The 21379-nt window shown below is 67.2% G+C and carries 14 protein-coding genes; 12 read left to right on the forward strand and 2 right to left on the reverse strand.

The genetic code is table 11. From position 1 onward, the window contains the following. Window positions 1-31 precede the first annotated feature (31 nt). Window positions 32-1873, reverse strand: coding sequence for a tetratricopeptide repeat protein (locus ACSVDD_RS22080; RefSeq protein WP_448191556.1), 1842 nt, complete (start codon window positions 1871-1873; stop codon window positions 32-34). Between the two features lie 496 nt (window positions 1874-2369). Here ACSVDD_RS22080 and ACSVDD_RS22085 point away from each other — a divergent pair, with 496 nt between their 5' ends. From ACSVDD_RS22085 to ACSVDD_RS22130, 10 genes are all read left to right on the forward strand, one after another. After that, window positions 2370-2648, forward strand: a complete 279-nt coding sequence (locus tag ACSVDD_RS22085) for a hypothetical protein (RefSeq protein WP_448191557.1) — start codon at window positions 2370-2372, stop codon at window positions 2646-2648. Window positions 2649-2821: 173 nt separating this feature from the next. Then, window positions 2822-5071, forward strand: a complete 2250-nt coding sequence (locus ACSVDD_RS22090) for a DUF3141 domain-containing protein (protein ID WP_448191558.1) — start codon at window positions 2822-2824, stop codon at window positions 5069-5071. A gap of 49 nt (window positions 5072-5120) precedes the next feature. Continuing rightward, entirely contained in the window at window positions 5121-5603 is a 483-nt protein-coding gene (locus ACSVDD_RS22095; RefSeq protein ID WP_448191559.1) for a hypothetical protein, read from the forward strand. Window positions 5604-5618: 15 nt separating this feature from the next. Then, window positions 5619-6602, forward strand: a complete 984-nt coding sequence (locus tag ACSVDD_RS22100) for a bifunctional enoyl-CoA hydratase/phosphate acetyltransferase (RefSeq protein WP_448191560.1) — start codon at window positions 5619-5621, stop codon at window positions 6600-6602. 5 nt (window positions 6603-6607) lie between these two features. Beyond that, window positions 6608-7783, forward strand: coding sequence for an acetate/propionate family kinase (locus ACSVDD_RS22105; protein ID WP_448191561.1), 1176 nt, complete (start codon window positions 6608-6610; stop codon window positions 7781-7783). Between the two features lie 32 nt (window positions 7784-7815). Next, on the forward strand, window positions 7816-8913 hold the full coding sequence (locus tag ACSVDD_RS22110) for an efflux RND transporter periplasmic adaptor subunit (protein ID WP_448191562.1): 1098 nt from the start codon (window positions 7816-7818) through the stop codon (window positions 8911-8913). Beyond that, a complete protein-coding gene (locus tag ACSVDD_RS22115) occupies window positions 8910-10028 on the forward strand; it encodes an efflux RND transporter periplasmic adaptor subunit (protein WP_448191563.1) in 1119 nt (372 codons plus the stop codon). The genes ACSVDD_RS22110 and ACSVDD_RS22115 overlap by 4 nt, the downstream gene beginning before the upstream one ends. Further along, window positions 10025-13162, forward strand: a complete 3138-nt coding sequence (locus ACSVDD_RS22120; protein ID WP_448191564.1) for an efflux RND transporter permease subunit — start codon at window positions 10025-10027, stop codon at window positions 13160-13162. Before ACSVDD_RS22115 ends, ACSVDD_RS22120 begins: the two co-directional genes overlap by 4 nt. 37 nt (window positions 13163-13199) lie before the next feature. After that, window positions 13200-15989 (forward strand): MGH1-like glycoside hydrolase domain-containing protein, encoded by a 2790-nt coding sequence (locus ACSVDD_RS22125; protein WP_448191565.1) that lies wholly within the window; start codon window positions 13200-13202, stop codon window positions 15987-15989. Then, window positions 15986-17107: an AI-2E family transporter gene (locus ACSVDD_RS22130; RefSeq protein WP_448191566.1), complete on the forward strand. Its 1122-nt coding sequence runs from the start codon at window positions 15986-15988 to the stop codon at window positions 17105-17107. Before ACSVDD_RS22125 ends, ACSVDD_RS22130 begins: the two co-directional genes overlap by 4 nt. 46 nt (window positions 17108-17153) lie before the next feature. Here the strand turns inward: ACSVDD_RS22130 and ACSVDD_RS22135 are convergent, their stop codons facing one another. Continuing rightward, on the reverse strand, window positions 17154-17474 hold the full coding sequence (locus ACSVDD_RS22135) for a hypothetical protein (protein ID WP_448191567.1): 321 nt from the start codon (window positions 17472-17474) through the stop codon (window positions 17154-17156). Between the two features lie 470 nt (window positions 17475-17944). Between ACSVDD_RS22135 and ACSVDD_RS22140 the strand changes: the two genes are divergently transcribed. Next, window positions 17945-18562 (forward strand): hypothetical protein, encoded by a 618-nt coding sequence (locus ACSVDD_RS22140; RefSeq protein ID WP_448191568.1) that lies wholly within the window; start codon window positions 17945-17947, stop codon window positions 18560-18562. A gap of 24 nt (window positions 18563-18586) precedes the next feature. Then, on the forward strand, window positions 18587-21343 hold the full coding sequence (locus ACSVDD_RS22145; protein ID WP_448191569.1) for an ornithine decarboxylase: 2757 nt from the start codon (window positions 18587-18589) through the stop codon (window positions 21341-21343). Window positions 21344-21379: the final 36 nt, after the last annotated feature.

Genomic DNA, 21379 nt, shown 5'->3' on the forward strand with positions numbered 1-21379 from the left:
GGGCCGGATCGCTCACTCCTCCTACAGGTTTTCAGCGCCCGTCGGTGGACGCCCATTGCGGAGAGATGGTAAGGCCAGCCTTCTGCAAGCCTTCGACGATCTTGGCGATGGTGGCCGGAGCGATGTTCCGCCGCTCGAACTCGACTATGGCCTTGTCGCCGTACTTGGGATCCAGCCGCAGTATTTCCCCTACCTCGTAGGCGGCGTCATCCGTGCGGCCGGTTTGTCCGTAAATCATGGCGAACACCACGTGCGAGAGGATCACGTTGCGCAGTTCCAGCCGCCGGGCTTCCGCCAGCGCCTCGTCGTATCGGCCATGCACGTAATGGTACAGCGCAAAGATGATACGGTACCAATTCGGATTGTCCGGATTGCGTGCGAACGCCTGCTGTATCAGCGGGATGCCCCGCTCCCAATTGCCAAGCAAGCTGTAGCAGCGGCCAAGTTCGGCGAGGATGTCGCTGTCGTTCGGGGCGAGTGCGAGTGCCCGCTCATACGCGATGATGCTGCTCTCCGGCTCGCGGTGCAGCCAATAGGCTAGCCCCATCGCCTGGTACGGCAGAGGATTGTCGGGTGTCAGCGACACCGCGTGCGCCGCCAGTTGCAGACCGGCCGAAACCGGATCGGGACGCGCGCTGACCGGGTTGAAGCCGAGCCGGGCTTCGTCCACGTAGACCATCGCCAGGGCCGCCCATGCGTCCGCGTAAAGCGGATCGGTCTTGATCGCGCGCTCGAGGCAGCCCCTGACCTGGGCGTGCATCTCCACGTTCAACTGCCGCCAGTACTGCCGCGTCCGCAGCATGCATTCATAGGAAGACAGGGCGTTGGGAGCGCGCGCGGCGCTCGCCTGCACCTCCTCCTTGTAGATCACACCGTTCGACTGTGCCAAGGCAGCAGCCACCTGACCGGCAATGTCCTGCCGAACATCGCTTGCATTGGAAGACGTGACGGTGCCGCGGTAGCTGTTGGACCAGATGTAGCGTTTGTCCTTGGCGTTTATCAACGAAACGCTGATCTGGACCTGATCGCCGCTCTGAGCGACGCTGCCCTTCAGGACGTAGTCGAGGGTGACGCCGGGCCCAGCCCTGTTCGGTTCCGAGTCGTTGCGGTGATGGAAAGCCGTGTCGGTACCGAAGACGAACACGCTTTTGAACTGGACCAGCGCACCGATCAGATCCTCGGTGAATCCATCGGCGAAAACATCCTGCGCCGGATTTCCGGTACCGTTCGCAATGGGCAGCACCATAAGAGACGGGCCGCGCATCGTGGCCCCCTGAATGGTCTGCTTGTGGAGCGGCAGCCCCATGACGGCGAACCACACGGACGCCAGCAGCAGCACACATATGACCGCAAGGCCCGCCCCAGCGAGGACAAGCCGTCGCCGGCGCGTGTCGAGGAGGCGGAAAGGCAGCGGTGCTTCGGCCATCTCCGGCGCGGGGGAAGCGTTGCCTTCCTCCACGATCACAATGCCCGGCCGCTCGTCGTGAGCTGGATTGTCGAGCCGTTCCGCCAGGGCTACGTCCTGCACCATGATGAAGTGCGGGACGTAGCCGCCCTTCGGGATCGTTATATGGACAGGGTCTTCGGCGCCTTCGGTCAGGTAATACTGCTCCAGACATCGCCGGATCCGGCCGGCCTGGATGCGGACCACCGGATCGAGCAGCGGGTCGAAGTTCTGGTCGCGATCGAACACGTCCATCGCGATGGTAAAGGCCTTGATCCGATCGGCGTGACCAGCCTGCGTCTCTTGCACGACGAATTTCAGAAATCGGCTCTTCCTTGCGGACCCTCGAAACCCCCGACTGGCCAGGACGCGCTCCAGCGCATCCTCTATGAGCTGCGGTGGAACCGCGTCATCACAAGCCTCGTGCATCGTGTCCCCCTCAGCCTCTCGTCGACGGCCCCCCGGCAACGCCCCCCGGCTCTTGATCGGCTGTGATCGCCCACCGGGCGTGGAGACACCGCTCCGCCGGTGAAAGGCCCCCGCCAATCTTGGATTCGGCAATCTGTAAGACTCGAACCCAACGGCCAGCGAACCGTCAGCATAGCCGTTCTTATTCCCGGATCTCCTGGGAGAGACGGCGCATTTAACGAAAGACTTTATCCTCCAAGTTTGCGCGATATGGAACTGTCGCCAACGGCATACACCCACAAGCCCGCCCCGCGCATTTCCCACCTCTTTCGGTCTTGCTCCTACATTTCTAGATGTATGCGCACCAGGACTTACCTGCCCGATACCGTATCCAAGTGAACTGTTGCACCCTTCAAGACGGAGCGCCTCCGTCGCAGGCTTCATCCAAACGAAACCACACGGGCTTCCCGACATCGGCTCAGACCAGCGAGCGCCTCCATGCCAAGCGAGAGCATCCATGTCGGACAAGACCCAACACGTGGCGGAGCGGTTTCCAGACCTGGCGCAGGCGGTCAAGCAGTACGCCTCGGACAACCGCTTCTTCCGCAGCTTGTGCGAGGACTATGGGGAAGCCGTTGAAATGCTGCGTCGCTGGGAAAAATCAGACGACTCCGAAGCATCTGCGCACTTCGCCGCGTGTCGCGAACTCATCGCAGAACTTGAGCAGGAGATTCTGGCCGAACTTCAACTCTGGAACGAGGGGGGCGCGCCCCCCAGCGCGGGGGTGAAACTGTAGCCGGCAAACGCTCCAGCACGAAAGGACACGCAATGAACGACCCGTGGCAACAACTCCTCACGACGTGGCTTTCCGCCTGGACCGGTGGGGCTCCCTCTCCCTTCACCGCTTCCGCTGACACAGCCCACAGGAGGGCCGGAGACACCGGCCGGCCGGAGCTTCCGCCCTCCCCCATGCCGATCCAGCAATTCGTCGAGTACGGTATCGACGCGATGCAGCGCTGGATCCTGACCCTCGACGTCATGCGCCGCCGCGGCGAGCAGTTCCTTGAGCATGCGGAACAAGGAAAGCCCCCGGTCCTGACCTTCCGGCACGAGATGGTGATGGACGGCCGCAAGCTGAAGCGGCCGTGCAACTACATGCTGCTGCGCATCCTGCCGGATTCCACGGTCCAGACCGATCCGGCCATGCGTCCCTTCGTCATCGTCGACCCTCGCGCCGGCCACGGCCCCGGCATCGGCGGCTTCAAGCCGGACAGCCAGATCGGCGCAGCGCTCGCCGCCGGCCATCCCTGCTACTTCATCGGCTTCTTCCCTGAACCGGTCGAAGGCCAGACGCTGGGCGACGTCGGCATGGCCGAAGCTGCCTTCATCGAACACGTCGGCAAGCTCCACCAGCACGCCGAAGGCAAGCCCTGCGTCATCGGCAACTGCCAGGCCGGCTGGGCGGTGATGGCCTTGAGCGCGGTCCGGCCGGAGCTGATGGGGCCGATCATCATCGCCGGCTCGCCGCTGTCCTACTGGGCCGGCGTGAGGGGCCAGAACCCCATGCGCTACCAGGGCGGGCTCTATGGCGGCGCGTGGCTCGCCGCACTGGCCAGCGACCTCGGCAACGGCCGCTTCGACGGGGCGCATCTGGTCGGCAATTTCGAGAAGCTCGACCCGGCCAACACCTATTGGAAGAAGGCGTACAATCTGTACGCGTCCATCGACACGGAAGCCGAACGCTATCTGGAGTTCGAAAAGTGGTGGAGCGGCTTCTTCCTCCTCAACGGCGAGGAGATCGAGACGATCACCGACGAGCTGTTCGTCGGCAACAAGCTCACCAGCGGCGGCATCGTCCGCAACGGCCGGCGGCTCGATCTGCGGAACATCCGCTCGCCGATCCTGATCTTCGCGTCGTTCGGCGACAACATCACGCCGCCGCAGCAGGCGCTGGGCTGGATTCTCGACCTGTATGACGACGTGGAGGAGATCCGCTCGCACGAGCAGACCATCGTCTATAACCTGCACCACGACATCGGGCATCTCGGGATCTTCGTGTCCGGCCGCGTGGCGAAGAAGGAAACCGCCGAGTTCGTCGAGAACATCGACCTCATCGACCTGCTGCCGCCCGGCCTCTACGAACTGATCATCGAGCCGAAGAACCCCGACGCCCCCGGCGCCGAACTGGTCGCCGGCAACTACGTCACCCGCTTCGAGCCGCGCACGCTCGACGACATCCGCGGCCTCGGCACCAACAGCCCGGAGGACGACCGCCTCTTCGCCACGGTCGCCCGCATCTCGGAAATCAACAAGGGCCTGTACGAGACCTTCGCCCGGCCGGTCATCCGTGGCGCCGTCACCGAGCCGATGGCGGAATGGCTGCGCCAGACCAACTCGGCGCGCATGCAGTACACCCTGTTCTCGCACCTCAACCCCTTCATGGCGCCGGTCGAGCAACTCGCCCAATGGGTGCGGGAGAACCGCCGCCCGGTGGACGCCGGCAATCCGTTCCTGAAGGCGCAGACCATGATGTCCGACGGGATCGTGCGGGCGCTCGACGGCTGGCGCGACCAGCGCGACGCCGCCGTCGAGCGCTTGTTCCTGGGTGTGTACGGCTCGCCGCTGATACAGGCGCTGGTCGGGCTGGCGGCACCGGGCGAGGAGGCCCACCCGCCGCACATCAGCGACGAGGCGTTCGACGCCCTGTTCGAGAAGAAGATGGCCGAGATCAAGGCCCGCGTCGCCGAGGGCGGAATGCGGGAAGCGCTGTTCCGCGTGCTGATCTACGCGCGCCGGCGCGAGGGCGCGCTGGATGAGCGCACCTTCCAGATGCTGCGGAAGGTCCGCGACGAGCATGACGGCGCCGAGCACCAGCCGCTGGAGGTGGTGCGCGCGACCTTCCGCGAGCAGGTCTTCCTCATGCAGATCGACGAAGCCGCCGCCATGGCCGCCTTGCCTCGGCTGCTGTCCAAGGAGCAGGACCGCAAGGAGGTCGTGGCGCTGGCCGAGCGGATCCTGTCGGCCACAGGCCCGCTCACGGCCGAGCAGCGCACCCGCCTCGGCCGGGTCGAGACCTTGCTGTCCCTGGAGGACGGGGCCGACCTCGAGGCGCATCTGCGTGCCCTCCCGCGGGGCGAACAGTCCTCGGTCACCAAGGCGGCCGCCGAAATCAGCAAATCCGCTCGGATCCGCACGCCGCGCGCCGAAAAGGCGAAATGACGCCGTCGCGACGTGTCAGGCCCGAAGTGCCAGAAAGGAGAACCGCGCCATGAGCAATGCCACCCAGCAGCCCAAGACGGGCACCGCCAACCCGGCCCCCGACCTCGACGATCTGGTCACGCCCGAGGAACTCCGCCGGCTCACCGAGGAGCACGAGATGGCATTGCTCCGCGAGGCCCTGGAGCGGGACAAGAAGCGCGAGAAGGAGCATGAGGGCGTCCGCGACGCCTTCATGAACCAGCATGTCCGCCCGGACGCCAAGGAACGCTTCACCCGCGCGGTGCGCGAAGCCGCGCAGCGCGGCGTGAAGGAAATCCAGGTCGCTCGCTTCCCCAGCAGCTATTGCTCCGACGGCGGCCGGGCCATCAACAATTTCGAGCCGGACTGGCCGAACACCCTGACCGGCTACGCCCACGAGGCCTACGAGGTCTACGACCGGTACCTCAAGCAGAAGGGCTACAGGCTCCGGGCGCAAGTGCTGGACTATCCGGGCGGCATGCCCGGCGACGTCGGCCTCTTCCTGCGCTGGTGACGGAGGAGATGCGCCATGGCCGACAGCCAACCCCAAATGGACGGGCCTTCAGACGGATCATCCACGCGCCGGCATGAGAAGTACGAACGGCTCGTCGCGGCGTGCCGGGACATCCCGCCGGTTCCAACGGCGGTGGTCCATCCCTGCGACGCCACCTCGCTGGGCGGAGCGGTGGACGCGGCGAAGCAGGGCTTCATCACGCCGATCCTGGTCGGCCCCGTCGACCGCATCCGGGCCGTGGCCGCGGAGGCCGGCATCGACGTATCGCCCTACGAGATCGCCGACGCCCCGCACAGCCACGCCGCCGCCGCCCTGGCGGTGGAGCTGGTGCGCCAGGGGCGCGCGCAGCTTCTCATGAAGGGCAGCCTGCACAGCGACGAGCTGCTGGCCGCCGTGGCGAAGCGGGATGCCGGGCTGCGGACCGAGCGGCGCATCAGCCACGTCTTCATCATGGACGTGCCGACCTACCCGAAGCCGCTCTTCATCACCGACGCCGCGGTGAACATCGCGCCGACGCTGGAGGAGAAGCGCGACATCATCCAGAACGCCATCGATCTGGCGCGCGCGCTGGGCAACGAGTGCCCCAAAGTGGCGATCCTGTCGGCGGTGGAGACCATCAACCCGAAGATCCCCTCCACCGTGGAGGCCGGGGCGCTGTGCAAGATGGCCGACCGCGGCCAGATCACCGGCGGCCTGCTGGACGGCCCGCTGGCGCTCGACAACGCCATCAGCCCGGAGGCGGTGCGCATCAAGGGGATCACCTCCCCGGTCGCCGGACAGGCGGACATCCTGATGGTGCCCGACCTGGAGGCCGGCAACATGCTGGCCAAGAACCTGACCTTTCTGGCGAACGCCGATGCCGCCGGCGTCGTGCTCGGCGCGCGGGTGCCGGTCGTGCTGACCAGCCGCGCCGACAGCGTGATGACGCGCATGGCGTCCTGCGCCGTGGCGGCGCTGTACGCGCACCGGCTGCGGCTGGCGCAACCGGTCAAGGGGTGAACGCCATGGCCGACACCATCCTCGTCATCAACGCCGGGTCATCGAGCATCAAGTTCCAGCTCTTCGACATCACGGCCGAAGGGGATAAGGACGGGCTCTGCGTGCGCCTGCGCGGACAGATCGAGGGCATCGGCACCAGCCCCCGGCTGGTCGTCCAGGGCGACGCCGAGACGCTGTCCGCCGACGGCGTGCCCGGCGCCATGGCCTTCCTCGGCGGCTGGCTGCGGGAGCGGCTGGGCGGCACGCTCCCGGCGGGGATCGGGCACCGGGTCGTCCACGGCGGGCCGGCCTACGACGCCCATGTGGCGGTGGACGACGAGGTGGTCGCCACGCTGGAGCGTTACGTCCCGCTCGCCCCGCTGCACCAGCCCAACAATCTGGCGCCGATCCGGGCGATCCGCGCCCAGATGCCCGACATGCTCCAGGTGGCGTGCTTCGACACCGCCTTCCACCGCCGCCATTCCGAGCTGGCCGACCGCTACGCGCTCCCCGAGGAGCTGTACCGGGAGGGCGTGCGCCGGTACGGCTTCCACGGGCTGAGCTACGAGTACATCGCCCGTCGCCTGCCGGAGGTTGCCCCAGTCCTTGCCGCCGGGCGCGTCGTCGTCGCCCATCTGGGCAGCGGAGCCAGCATGTGCGCCATCCAGGACGGGCGCAGCGTCGAGAGCACCATGGGCTTCACCGCCCTGGACGGGCTGCCCATGGGGACCCGGCCGGGCCAGCTGGACCCCGGTGTCGTGCTGTACCTGCTGGACAAGGGCATGGACGCCCGCGCCGTCGAGCGGCTGCTCTACCACGACTGCGGCCTGAAGGGGCTGTCCGGCATCAGCAACGACGTGCGCGACCTGCTCGCCAGTTCGGACCCGCGCGCCGCGCTGGCGCTGGAGTACTTCACCCATCGCGCCAGCCTCGCCATCGGGTCGCTGGCGGCGGCCATGGGCGGCATCGACGCGCTGGTCTTCACGGCCGGCATCGGCGAGCGCGCGCCGGCCATCCGCAAGGCCATCGCGCAGCGGGCGGGCTGGCTCGGCCTGACGCTCGACGAACAGGCGAACGAGACGGGCGCGCTGCGCATCACGGCGCCGGACAGCCGGGTCGGGGGCTACGTCATCCCGACCGACGAGGAACGGATGATCGCACTCCACACCCTCGCCATCCTCAAGCGGCGGCGCGCCGCCTGACCCCGCCCGCGGAAGGAAGAAGGATCGCGGACATGCCATGGACCAAGCCCCCGGCAATCGTCGCCCCTCTCATGCTCACGGGCCTCATGCTTATGGGCTGTGAACAGCCCACGCCGCCCGCCGCCGAGGCGATGCTCGTCCGCGCCGTGCCGGTGCAGGTGACGCAGTTCGACCGCACCGCCGCCCTCACCGGCGATATCCAGGCGCGCCGCGAGAGCAACCTGGGCTTCCGCGTCGCCGGCAAGGTCATCGAGCGGCCCGTGGACGTCGGCATGCGGGTGAAAAACGGCGACCTGCTGGCACGGCTGGACAGTCAGGACCAGACGAATGCCGTCAAGTCCGCGGAATCCGACGTCGCCGCGGCGCAGGCCGCCATCGAGCAGAGCCGGACGCAGGAGGAACGCCAGCGCAAGCTGCTGGCCGACGGCTTCACCACCAGGGTCCAGTACGACAACGCGCAGCGCCGCTTCGCCCAGGCGCAGGCGGAGCTGAGCTCGGCCGAGGCGAAGCTGGGGACTGCCAAGGACACGCTGTCCTACACCGAGCTGCGGGCCGACCGCGACGGCGTCATCACCGCCAAGGGGGCGGAGCCGGGGCAGGTGGTCGCCGCCGGGCAGATGGTGCTGCGGCTGGCCGACCCCGCGGAACGGGAAGCCGTCTTCCAAGTGCCGGGCACCGCGTTGCGCATCGAAGGGCAGACGGGGCCGCCGAAGGTGGAGGTCCGTCTGGTCGACAACCCCGACACCGTCACCGAGGGCACCATCCGCGAGGTGTCGCCCGGCGTCGATCCGGTCACCCGCACCTACACCGTCAAGGTCTCCCTGCCCGACGCGCCCGAGGCGTTCCTGCTGGGCTCCTCCGTCGCCGGGCGGGCCAAGCTGCCGGCGCGGCCGGTGGTCAACCTGCCCTCCTCCGCGCTCTTCCAGACGGTGGCGGGCGAGCCGGCCGTCTGGGTGGTGGCGCGGCCGGCCGACACGGTGAGCCTGCGGCCGATCTCGGTCCTGCAATACGACACCGGCACGGTGACGGTGGCGAGCGGCCTGGACGCCGGCGACATGGTCGTGATCGGCGGCGTCCAGAAGCTGCGCTCCGGACAGAAGGTGACCATCAAGCAAGGGAGCGGCGCATGACCATGGCTGGACCACGCGCGCGATGGCTGCCGGCGGCGCTGTTCGCCGTGCCCCTGGCGCTCACCGGATGCGAGAAGGCGTCCCACCACGAGGCTGAGGCGCCGGTGATCCGCCCCGTGCGCTCCGTCACCGTCGAACCGGTGACCTTCCGCCTGCCCGCCCAGGTGACCGGCACCATCGAGGCGCGGGCCGACGCGGATCTGGGCTTCCGCATCGCCGGCAAGCTCATCGAACGGAAGGTCGAGGTGGGTGACCGGGTCAAGGCCGGCGCCGTTCTCGCCCGGCTGGACGACCAGGACCAGCGCAACGCGCTGCGCACCGCCGAGGCCAACCGGTCCGCCACGCAGGCCGAGCTGGTGCAGGCCCGCAACGAGGAAAACCGCAAGCGCCAGTTGCTGGCCAACGGCAACACCTCGCAGATGCTCTATGACGCGGCACTGCTGGCGATGCGCACGGCGGAGGCCAAGCTCGTGGCGGTCGAGGCGGCACTCCAGTCCGCCCGCGATCAGGTCGGCTACACCGAACTCCACGCCGACCGCGACGGCGTGGCGACCGCGGTCGGCGCCGAGCCCGGACAGGTGGTCGAGGCCGGGGAGATGGTGGTGCGGGTGGCCCAGCCGGAAGAGCGGGAGGCCGTCTTCAACATTTCGGAAACCGGCATCCGCACGGTGCCGAAGGACCCGGTGGTGGAGGTCGCCCTGGCCGGCGCGCCGGACATCATGGCGACGGGCCGCGTGCGCGAGGTCTCGCCGCAGGCCGACCCGGTCACCCGGACCCACACCGTGCGCATCACGCTCCTGGACCCGCCCGACGCCCTGCGGCTCGGCTCGACGGTGACCGGCCGCCTGAAGCAGCAGCCCGCCCCGGTGGTCGAGCTGCCGGAAACGGCGGTGTTCGAAGAGGGCGGGAAGAATTTCGTCTGGGTCGTCGATGCGAAGGCCCAGGCCGTCCACCGCCGCCCGGTCACCATCCGGCCCAGGGACGGCGGCGGCCCGGTCATCGTCACCGAGGGCCTGGGGCGCGGCGACATCGTGGTCACGGCCGGCGTGCGCAGCCTGACGGAAGGGCAGCGGGTCCGGCTTTCCCAGAAGATCGAAACGGCGGCGGCACCATGACTGGCTTCAATCTCTCCGAGTGGGCTCTGAACCACCGCTCCTTCGTCTGGTACCTGATCCTCTCGCTGACGCTGGCGGGCGGCTTTTCCTACATGAAGCTCGGCCGCGAGGAGGACCCGGCCTTCACCATCAAGACCATGGTGGTCCGCACCGACTGGCCCGGCGCCACGATCGACGACACCATGAATCTGGTGACCGATCCCATCGAGAAGAAGCTGGAGGAGATCCCCTACCTCGACTACGTCAAGAGCTACACCAAGCCCGGCGTGTCGGTGGTCTACGTCAACCTGAAGGACTACACGCCGGCCCCGGCCGTCCCCGACCTCTGGTATCAGGTCCGCAAGAAGATCGCCGACATGAAGGGCACCCTGCCGCAGGGCGTGGTCGGGCCGGCCTTCAACGACGAGTTCGGCGACACCTTCGGCACGGTCTACGCCTTCACCGCCGACGGCTTCAGCTACCGCGAACTGAAGGACTACGCCGAGACCGCGCGGGCCGAGCTGATGCGGGTGCGGGACGTGGGCAAGGTGCAGTTCACCGGCGTCCAGGACGAGAAGATCTACCTGGACTTCTCTACGCGCCAGCTCGCCGCCATGGGCATCGACCGCGAGCAGGTCATCGCCGAGCTTCAGGCCCAGAACGCCGTGGCGCCGGCCGGCGTGGTCCAGGCCGGCGACGAGAAGGTCACGGTGCGGGTCAGCGGCGCCTTCGCCTCGGAAGAGAGCCTGCGCGCCATCAGCCTGCGCGCCAACGGCAAGTTCTACCGGCTGGCCGACCTCGCCCAGGTGCGGCGCAGCTACGCCGACCCGCCCGCGCCGATCTTCCGCTACAACGGCGAACCGGCCATTGGCATGATCATCTCCATGGCGGCCGGCGGCAACGTGCTGAATTTCGGCGAGGGCATCCACGAGCGGATGCGGCAGGTGGAAGCCAACCTGCCCGTGGGCATCGGCGTCCATCTCGTCGCCAACCAGTCCGTGGTGGTCGAGGAGTCGGTCGCCGGCTTCACCAAGGCGCTGAAGGAAGCGGTCATCATCGTCCTGGCCGTCAGCTTCGTCAGCCTGGGGCTGCGCGCGGGTCTGGTGGTGGCGACCTCGATCCCGCTCGTCCTGGCGATGACCTTCATCGGCATGGAGTTCTACGGCATCGCGCTCCAGCGCATCTCGCTGGGCGCCTTGATCATCGCGCTGGGCCTGCTGGTGGACGACGCGATGATCACCGTCGAGATGATGATCACCAAGCTGGAGGAAGGCAGCGCCCTGGAGAAGGCGGCGACCTTCGCCTACACCTCCACGGCGTTCCCCATGCTGACCGGCACGCTCATCACCGTGGCCGGCTTCATCCCCATCGGCTTCGCCCAGGGCGGTGCGGCGGAATACTGCTTCACGCTGTTCGCGGTGGTCGCCATGGCCCTGCTGTTCTCCTGGATCGTGGCGGTCATATTCGCGCCGCTCATCGGGGTGAACGTGCTGCGCGCCAATGTGGTGAAACAGCATTCCCACGAGCCCGGCCGGCTGATGCGCCTGTTCCGGTCGATCCTGCGCATCGCCATGCGGGCGCGCTATCTGGTGATCCTTGCGACGGTCGCGCTGTTCGCGCTGTCCGTGTTCGGCATGCGCTTCGTCCAGCAGCAGTTCTTCCCCGCCTCCGACCGGCCGGAGCTGCTGGTCAACCTGACGCTGCCGCAGACCGCCTCGATCAAGGCGACGCGCGGCGTTGTGGACCGCTTCGAAAAGGTGCTGGCCGCCGACCCGGACGTCGAGCACTGGAGCTTCTACGTCGGCCAGGGCGCGGTGCGCTTCTACCTGCCGCTGGACGTCCAGCTCGCCAACGACTATTTCGCCCAGGCGGTGGTGGTCACCAAGGGCTATGCCGTCCGCGAGGCCGTCCGCGCGCGGCTGGAGAAAGTCCTGGTCGAGGAGTTCTCCGACCTCAACACGCGCGTCAGCCCGTTGGAGATGGGTCCCCCGGTCGGCTGGCCGATCCAGTACCGCGTGTCCGGCCCCGATGTGGGCGAGGTGCGCGCCCTCGCCGCCCGCATGGCCGACACCATCGGCACCAACCCCTACACGCTGCTGATCAACTACGACTGGAACGAGCCGTCGAAGGTCGTGCGCGTGGACGTGGACCAGGACAAGGCCCGCCAGCTCGGCATCAGCTCCAAGTCGCTGACCCAGGCGCTGAACGCCACGGTATCGGGCACCGCCTTCACCCAGGTGCGCGACGGGATCTACCTGATCGACGTGGTGGCCCAGGCGAGCAATGCCGAGCGCAGCTCCATCGAGACGCTGCGCAACCTCCAGGTCGCCATTCCCGATGGCCACACCGTGCCGCTGGGAGAGGTCGCGACCCTGCGCTACGACCTGGAGCAGCCGCTGGTCTGGCGGCGCGCGCGGCTGCCGACGATCACCGTCCAGGCCGATCTGGTGCCGCCGCTCCAGGCCGCCACGGTGGTGCGACAGCTTGCCCCCGTGGTGGACGAGCTGCGGCGCAGCCTGCCGCCCGGCTATTCCATCGAGGCCGGCGGCACGGTGGAGAACAGCGCCAAGGGCATGGCGTCGATCACCGCGGTCTTCCCGATCATGATCTTCGTCATGCTGACCATCCTGATGATCCAGCTGCAGGGCTTCCAGAAGCTGTTCCTGGTGATCAGCGTTGCGCCGCTCGGCCTGATCGGCGTGGTCGCGGCTCTGCTGCCGACCGGCACGCCGCTGGGCTTCGTCGCCATCCTCGGCGTGGTGGCGCTGATCGGCATGATCGTCCGCAACTCGGTCATCATGATCGCCCAGATCGACGAGCATCTGGCAATGGGCGAGCATCCCTGGGATGCGGTGATCAACGCCACCATGCACCGCGTGCGGCCGATCCTGCTGACCGCCGCGGCGGCCAGCCTGGGCATGATCCCGATCGCGCCGGAGGTCTTCTGGGGCCCCATGGCCTACGCGATCATCGGCGGTCTGATGGTGGCGACGCTGCTGACGCTGCTGTTCCTGCCGGCCCTCTACGTCGCCTGGTTCCGCATCAAGGAGCCCGAAGCCTCGGCACGCGACGCCGCCATGCCGAGACGCGACGACGCGATCCACCCCCACCCGCACGGACCGACGCCAACGCCGACACCGACGCGCGGCGCGTGACCCCATCAACGCACAACCGCACACCATGGAGAGCCAAATGCCGGAAGCTGGTGAACATCGCCGAATGGGCGGAACGGCCGAACACGCCCGGCTCGAGCAGGCGCGCGAGCGGAACGTCCCCTGGCTGACATGGGGTCCCTATCTCAGCGAGCGGCAATGGGGGACGGTGCGCGAGGATTACAGCAATTCCGGCGACAGCTGGGCCTACTTCCCGCACGACCACGCCCGCTCCCGCGCCTACCGGTGGGGGGAGGATGGCTTGGCCGGCATCTCCGACGACCGCCAGCGGCTGTGCTTCGCGCTGGCGCTGTGGAACGGCCGCGACCCCATCCTCAAGGAGCGCCTGTTCGGGCTGGTCAATTCCGAGGGCAACCACGGCGAGGACGTGAAGGAATACTATTACTACCTCGACAGCACGCCGACCCACTCGTACATGAAGTATCTCTACAAGTACCCGCAGGCGGCGTTCCCCTACGTCGACCTGATCGAGACCAGCCGGCGGCGCAACCGGAACGATCCCGAATACGAGCTGATCGACACCGGGATCTTCGAGGGCAACCGCTATTTCGACGTGTTCGTGGAGTATGCCAAGGCGTCCCCCGATCAGATCCTCATCCAGATCACCGTCCACAACCGAGGCCCCGAGGCCGCCGAGCTTCACGTCCTGCCGACGCTGTGGTGGCGCAACCGCTGGTCCTGGGCGGGAGCCACGGAACCGAAGCCGACGCTCCAGGAGGCCCCCGGCTCCGCCGGCCGGCGCACGGTCAAGGCCGTCGATCCCGAGGGAGGGGAATGGACGCTCCACTGCGACGACGCACCAACTCTCCTCTTCACCGAGAACGAAACCAACGCGGAGCGCCTGTTCGGCAGCCCGAACCCCAGCCCCTACGTGAAGGACGGCATCGACTCCTGCGTCGTCCACGGCCGGACCGAGGCCGTCAACCCACAGAAGACCGGCTCGAAGGCGGCGGCGCACTACACCCTGACCCTCGGCCCATCGGAAAGCCGCGTCTTCCGCCTGCGGCTTGATGCCGGAACCGGAGACGAGACCGCCGACCCGTTCGGCCCGGCCTTCGCGGAGATGGTCGAAACCCGGCGCGGCGAGGCCGACGCGTTCTACGCCGCGCTCACCCCGCCCTCGCTCGGGGCCGACGCCGCCAACGTGATGCGCCAAGCCCTGGCGGGCATGCTGTGGAGCAAGCAGTTCTACCAGTACGACGTCGGCGTCTGGCTGCAAGAGCACGGCGCCAGTCCGTTCCGGCCGATCCGCAAGGCAGCGCCACGCAACGACCATTGGCACCACATGCACAACGCCGACATCATTTCGATGCCGGACAAGTGGGAATACCCCTGGTACGCGGCGTGGGACCTCGCCTTCCACGTCATCGCCCTGTCCCTGGTCGATGCGGACTTCGCCAAACAGCAGCTCGACCTGATAGTGCGCGAACGCTACCTGCACCCGAACGGCCAGCTTCCAGCCTATGAGTGGAACTTCGGCGACGTCAACCCGCCGGTCCACGCTTGGTCCAGCATCTTCACGTACCGCATGCTCAAGGCGCGCGGCCGCGAGGAGGATCTGCGCTGGCTGGAGCGGATCTTTCAGAAACTGCTGCTCAACTTCACCTGGTGGCTCAACCGCAAGGACCGCGAGGGCCGGAACGTCTTCGAGGGCGGCTTCCTCGGGCTCGACAACATCGGCGTGTTCGATCGCAGCGCACCGCTGCCGACCGGCGGGTATCTGGAGCAGGCCGACGGCACCGCCTGGATGGCCCTGTTCAGCCTGAACATGCTGGAGATCGCGGCGGAGCTGACCGCCGACAACCCGATCTACGCGGACATGTGCATCAAGTTCTCGGAGCATTTCCTGTGGATCGCCTCCGCCATGACGCGCCTGGGCGACGACAAGGGGATGTGGGACGAGGAGGACGGCTTCTTCTACGACGTGCTGCGCCTGCCCGACGGGCGGGCGGAGCGCCTCAAGGTCCGCTCCATGGTGGGGCTGCTGCCGCTGTGCGCAGTCTGCGTCTTCGACGGCGCCCTGCTGGCCGGTCATCCGGAAATCGCCGAGCGTTTCCGTGCCTTCCTCGACGAGCGGTCGGACATGGTGGGGGCGATGCACGACCCGCGCGTTCCCGGCCACGCCGGCCGCCGCCTCGGCTCCATCCTGAACGAGGACCGGCTGCGCCGCGTGCTGGCCCGCATGCTGGACGAGCGGGAGTTCCTGAGCCCCTACGGCATCCGTTCGCTCTCCCGCCATCACGCCGAGCACCCTTACGTCTTCCACGCCGGGGGCCGGGAGTTCGGGGTCGGCTACCTGCCGGCGGAGTCCGACACCGGCATGTTCGGCGGCAATTCCAACTGGCGCGGGCCGGTGTGGATGCCGGTCAACGCCCTGATCGTGCGGGCGCTGCTCCAGTACTACATGTACTATGGCGACGATTTCACGGTCGAATGCCCGACCGGGTCGGGCAACCGGATGACCCTCTACCAGGTGGCCGAGGAGATCTCCCGGCGTCTGGCGGCCATCTTCCTCAAGGACCAGGACGGCCGGCGGCCGGTCTATGGCGGTGCCCGGACCTTCCAGGAAGACCCGGAGTGGCGCGACAACATCCTATTCTACGAGTACTTCCACGGCGACAACGGCGCAGGCATCGGCGCCAGTCACCAGACCGGCTGGACGGGCGTGGTCGCCCGCCTGATACACCTCTTCGCCACCAGTTCCGCGGCCGAGGCCCTGAACGAGGGCAAGGGTTCCTATGCGGAGAAGACCGCCACTGGGGCCGCCGCGAAGGCGGCAGCCAAAGTCAACGCGGGGGCCGCGACATGACGGACTTCATTCACGACCGGCGCAGGGCCTATACCGAGCCGCCGGAGGCCCCGGAACGCTTCGAGATGGGCTATGTCCGCAAGGCGCTCGTCCTGTCATTGATGCTGGTGCTGCTGGTCGGCTGCTTCGTCGTGCTCCGGCCCTTCATCGCGGCCATTCTGTGGGCGGTCATCCTGACCTTCAGCACTTGGCCGTTGCACCAGCGCCTCGAACGCGCGCTGGGCGGCCGTACGACGCTGTCGGCGGCCATCATGACGCTGCTGGTCATGGCGCTGCTGGTGGGGCCGCTGGTGGCGCTGGGCGTGCGGCTCTCCGAAAACGCCCTGCTGTTCTTCGAGGCCGCCCAAGGGGCCGTGGACCGCGGGCCGCCGCCCCTGCCGGACTGGCTGGCGAGTATCCCCATCGTCGGCGACTGGATGCATGACGTCTGGCACACGCTCGCCAGCGGCGAGGCGAACCTGCGCTCGTTGATCCAGCCTTATTCCGGCCAGATCCGCGACTGGATTCTGGTGAGCGGCAGCAGCCTTCTCTCGGGCACGTCGTTGATCGCCATCAGCGTCCTGATCGCCTTCTTCCTCTACCGCGACGGCCGCGATGGCGTGCGGCGGCTGCAAAGCGTCATGGGACAGATCGCCGGCTTGCGGGCGCGCCAGTCCCTCGACGTGGCGGCGGAGACGATCAACGGCGTGGTGCACGGCGTCCTCGGCACCGCGCTGGTGCAGGCCATTGCCGCCGCCATTGGCTATCGGATCGCCGGCGTTCCGGGCGCCTTCCTCCTGGGCTTCGTGACCTTCTTCCTGTCGCTGATACCGATGGCCCCCGCGATCATCTGGGTGCCTGCGTCGGTCTGGCTAGCCGCCCAGGGCAACACCACCATGGCCATCTTCCTGGTCGTGTGGGTCGGGCTGATCGTGGGAAGCCTCGACAATATCCTGCGCCCGATCCTCATCGGGCGAAGCAGCGAGCTTCCCTTCGTCGTCATCTTCCTGGGGATTGTCGGCGGTCTCGTCGCCTTCGGCCTGATCGGTATCTTCCTTGGCCCGACCTTGCTGGCGGTGGCATACCGCCTCATCGGCGAATGGAGCGGCGGCGGGCAAAGCGAAGCACAGGCGCAGTGAACCGGCGAAGTGACGGGGGGCAATGCGCCCCCCGGATTTTCGCGCTCTACTGCGAGATGCGATCCATCTGGTTGTTGGCAAAGCTGCCCGGCGGGCCGGCCGCGACGCCGCTCGAGGACCCGCCGAGCGGACTCCAGCCCCGCTCGACGCCGGGGTACATCCCGTTGTCGATCCCGCCGACCGAGCCGGCCCGCCAGATCCGGGACTGAAGGTTCGCCGGGTCCTGTGCCGTCCCATAAGCGGCCGTGTAGTCGCTTGAGCCGGAGCTCCCCATTCCGGCCCCCGACGATCCCGACATGGCTGTGGGATTAAAGCTCTCGCCGGTGTAGCTGCAAGCCGCCACACCAAGACACAGGGTGGAGAGCATCAGAATGCGAATTCTCATAGCAACCCCCATTCAGGTCAAACATCTTTGCGATACCAACCATGTCATTCAATATGTGCAGCGCACAATCTGAAATTAAGTGTTGCCTATCAACTCTTAAGTCCACGAGCAGTTCCTCTTATGGAAATTATGTCCATGCCCTGTGCTGATATTCAGCTACACGGCAGAAGCCGGGTCCGCCATGAGATCCGCAAATTTTCGATCAAAATCTCTCTCAGACCGCCCAGTGTGTTCCTACTTTGACTGGATACACACACAGCAAATGCTTCCAAAGAAGCGGGCTGCTGTTACCGTATCCGCATCAACTGTTGCAACCTTCTATGGCGGGTGCGAACGGGCGCACCATGCGTAAACCTCCCTGACGGCCGCCATGTTCCGGCATTCGTCCCGAGTGCTCCGGCAGTGAACCAGGGCAGGCAACCGGGCGAAGTGGCTCGTTCAGGAGGAGCATGATGACCGTCCGCCGTTTTTTCTCGCATTCCATTCCCATGGCCGTCTTCGTCGCTGGCGGCGTTCTGCTGGCCCCCCTGCCGCACCCGGCGGCCGGGCAGACCCAGACCACCCTCACCAACGTCATACCGCAGGATGCGGAGGTCACCGTCCACGCCAAGATCACCGCGCTGGACCCCGCCCGGCGGCGGGTGACGTTGACCGGGCAGTCGGGCGTGCGGGTGATCCTTCAGGCCGCCCCCTCCGTCCGCCTGGAGATGCTCAAGGTCGGGGACGTGGTGGATGCGCAGTACTACCGCTCCGTCGCCTTTCTGATCTCCCCGCCGGGCACGGCAGCGCCCGAGGACGAGATCCAGCGAACCATCGCCCGCCCGGTCCAGGCACCGGGCGGCGTCGGCGCCCAGACGACCCGCATCAGCGGTCTGATCGTCGGTGTCGATCCCGGCGCGCACAGCATCGACCTCGTCGATCCGACCGGCGGCGCGGTCCTCACCGTCAATGTGACCGATCCCGACCGGCGGGCGGCTTTGCCGGCGCTGAAGGTCGGCGACACCATCACCGCCGTCATCAGCGAGGCACTCGCCGTGTCCATCCTGCCGGCGTCCAAAGGACTGTTCTGAGCATCCGCATCAAGGGGTTCGACCATGAGCTTGGATCAAGACGACACCCTGCCGCTCGATCATCTGGTATCGACCATGGAAGCCCGCATGGACGCCTGGCGCGAACTGCACGCCGCCAGCCGCTCCTGGGCCGCGACCGGCGACGGGAAGGCCAAACAGACGGCCGAGCATCACCTGCGCAGCCTGCGCTCGCTGGAAGAGTTCTATGCCTTCCCCGGCCGGCAGTTCATGGGCAGCCTGGCCGAGCTGGTGGCGGTAGGCGACGCCGCCGGCGCCGCGCGGCTGAGCGCTCGGCTGAGCGCCGCGCTGCTGTCGAAGTCGTACCACAACAATCCCGGTGAGTGGGACAGCGGCGAGGAGTCCGCGCTCGACAGCGCGGACCGGCTTCCGTCGGCCCTGAACGGCAGCGACGGCGAAACGCACCGGCCGTACTTCGAGGTGTTGATCGTCACCCCCACGCCGCAGGCCAAATGGGCCGAGGTGAACCGGGAGATGCACCGGCTGCGCCGCCGCCAGGACCCGTTCGTTTATGAACCGGTGATCGTCGGCAGCTTCGAGGACGCGATGCTGGCCACCGTGCTGAACCCGGCGATCCAGGCCGTGGTGATCTACGACGGCTTCCACTTCGCCTCGCAGCACGACGTGCCGTTGCTCCACCGCTTCCTGGAGGCCCACGTGCCGCCCGGCGCCGCCGACCTGTCCGGCGAGGCGATGACCCCGGCGCTGGTGCGGATGATGAAGAACCTGCGGCCCGAACTGGACCTCTATCTGCTCAGCGACCGCAAGGTCGAGGAGATGGCGGCCAACCCTGAATTCGCCTGCGTGCGCCGCGTCTTCTACGAGGTGGAGGAGGCGCTGGAGATCCACCTCAGCATCCTGAAGGGCATCAACGAGCGCTACGAGGCGCCGTACTTCGACAATCTGAAGAAATACTCGCAGCGCCCGATGGGCACCTTCCACGCGCTGCCGGTCGCCCGCGGCAAGTCGATCTTCAAGTCGAACTGGATTCGCGACATGGGCGAATTCTACGGGCTCAACCTGTTCCTGGCGGAATCCTCGGCCACCACCGGCGGGCTGGACAGCCTGCTGGAGCCGACCGGCAACATCAAGACGGCGCAGGACAAGGCGGCGCGCGCCTTCGGCGCCGACCGCGCCTTCTTCGTCACCAACGGCACCTCGACCTCCAACAAGATCGTCGAGCAGGCGCTGCTGCGCCCCGGCGACATCGTGCTGGTGGACCGCAACTGCCACAAGTCGCACCACTACGGCATGGTCCTGGCCGGTGCACGGCCCGTCTACCTCGAAGCCTATCCGATGATGGACTACTCGATGTACGGCGGGGTGTCGCTGCGCACCATCAAGAAGGCGCTGCTCGACCTCAAGGCGGAAGGCAAGCTGGACCGGGTGCGCATGCTGCTGCTCACCAACTGCACCTTCGACGGGCACGTCTACAACGTGCGCCGGGTCATGGAGGAATGTCTGGCGATCAAGCCGGACCTGATCTTCCTGTGGGACGAGGCGTGGTTCGGCTTCGCGCGCTTCTCGCCCTTCTTCCGCCAGCGCACCGCCATGGGCGCTGCGGCGCTGATCAAGCGGGCGGTCGCCGGGGGCGACTACCGCACGGCTCTGGAGGAGCAGCGGCGCGAGGTCGGCGCAGACCTGGACCCGACCGACACCCGCCTGCTCGACCGGCGCCTGGTGCCCGACCCGGACAAGGTGCGGCTGCGCGTCTACCAGACCAACTCGACCCACAAATCCATGTCGGCGCTGCGCCAGGGCTCGATGATCCTGGTCTGCGACCAGGACTTCCACCACATCGAGGAAGCCTTCCACGAGGCCATCTTCACCCACACCTCGACCTCGCCCAACCTTCAGATCATCGCATCGCTGGACGTGGCCCGGCGCCAGATGGAGCTGGAAGGCTACGAGATGGTCATGAAGGCGACCCAGCTCGCCCTGATCATCCGGAGCGAGGTCAACCGGCACCCGCTGGTGTCGAAGTACTTCCGCGTGCTGGACCTGGACGAGATGGTGCCGGCGGAGTACCGCCAGACCGGCCTGTCCAGCCTGACCAGCACCGACTGGACCAAGGCCATCGAATCCATGTGGAACGACGAGTTCGTGCTCGACCCGACGCGGCTGACGCTGGTGTGCGGCTCCGCCGGGTTCGACGGGACGGCGTTCAAGGGGCTGCTGGCCGAGAAGTACGACATCCAGATCAACAAGACCTCGCGCAACAGCATCCTGCTTCAGACCAACATCAACAACACCCGCAGCGACGTCGCCCACCTGATGAAGGTGCTGGTGGAGATCGCCGGCGGCATCGAGGAGCGGCTCGCCACGGGCGGCGAGGCGGAGGTGGCGGCCTTCCAGGCGCGCGTCACGTCGCTGATGAAGGACGTGCCGGACATGCCCAATTTCAGCCGTTTCCACGACCATTACCGCGAGAATCCGCGCAGCGCCACGAGCGAGGGGGACATGCGGTCCGCCTTCTATCTCGCCTACGACGAGGGCTCCTGCGAGCACGTGAAGCTCAACAGCAAGGACATCGACCGCCGTCTGAAGAGCGGCCCCGAACTGGTCTCCGCCAACTTCGTGATCCCCTACCCGCCGGGCTTCCCGATCATGGTCCCCGGACAGGTCATCACGGCCGAGACGATCGAGTTCATGCGCAAGCTCGACGTCAAGGAGATCCACGGATACCAGGCCTCCCTCGGACTGAAGCTGCTGAACCCGAAGGCGCTGGCACTGCAAAAGGCGGTGCGGATCGAAGTGGCGTAGGCGGGATTCCCCAGCCTTTCGCCCTGTACCCCGGAT

This window comes from Azospirillum terrae (assembly GCF_053470425.1).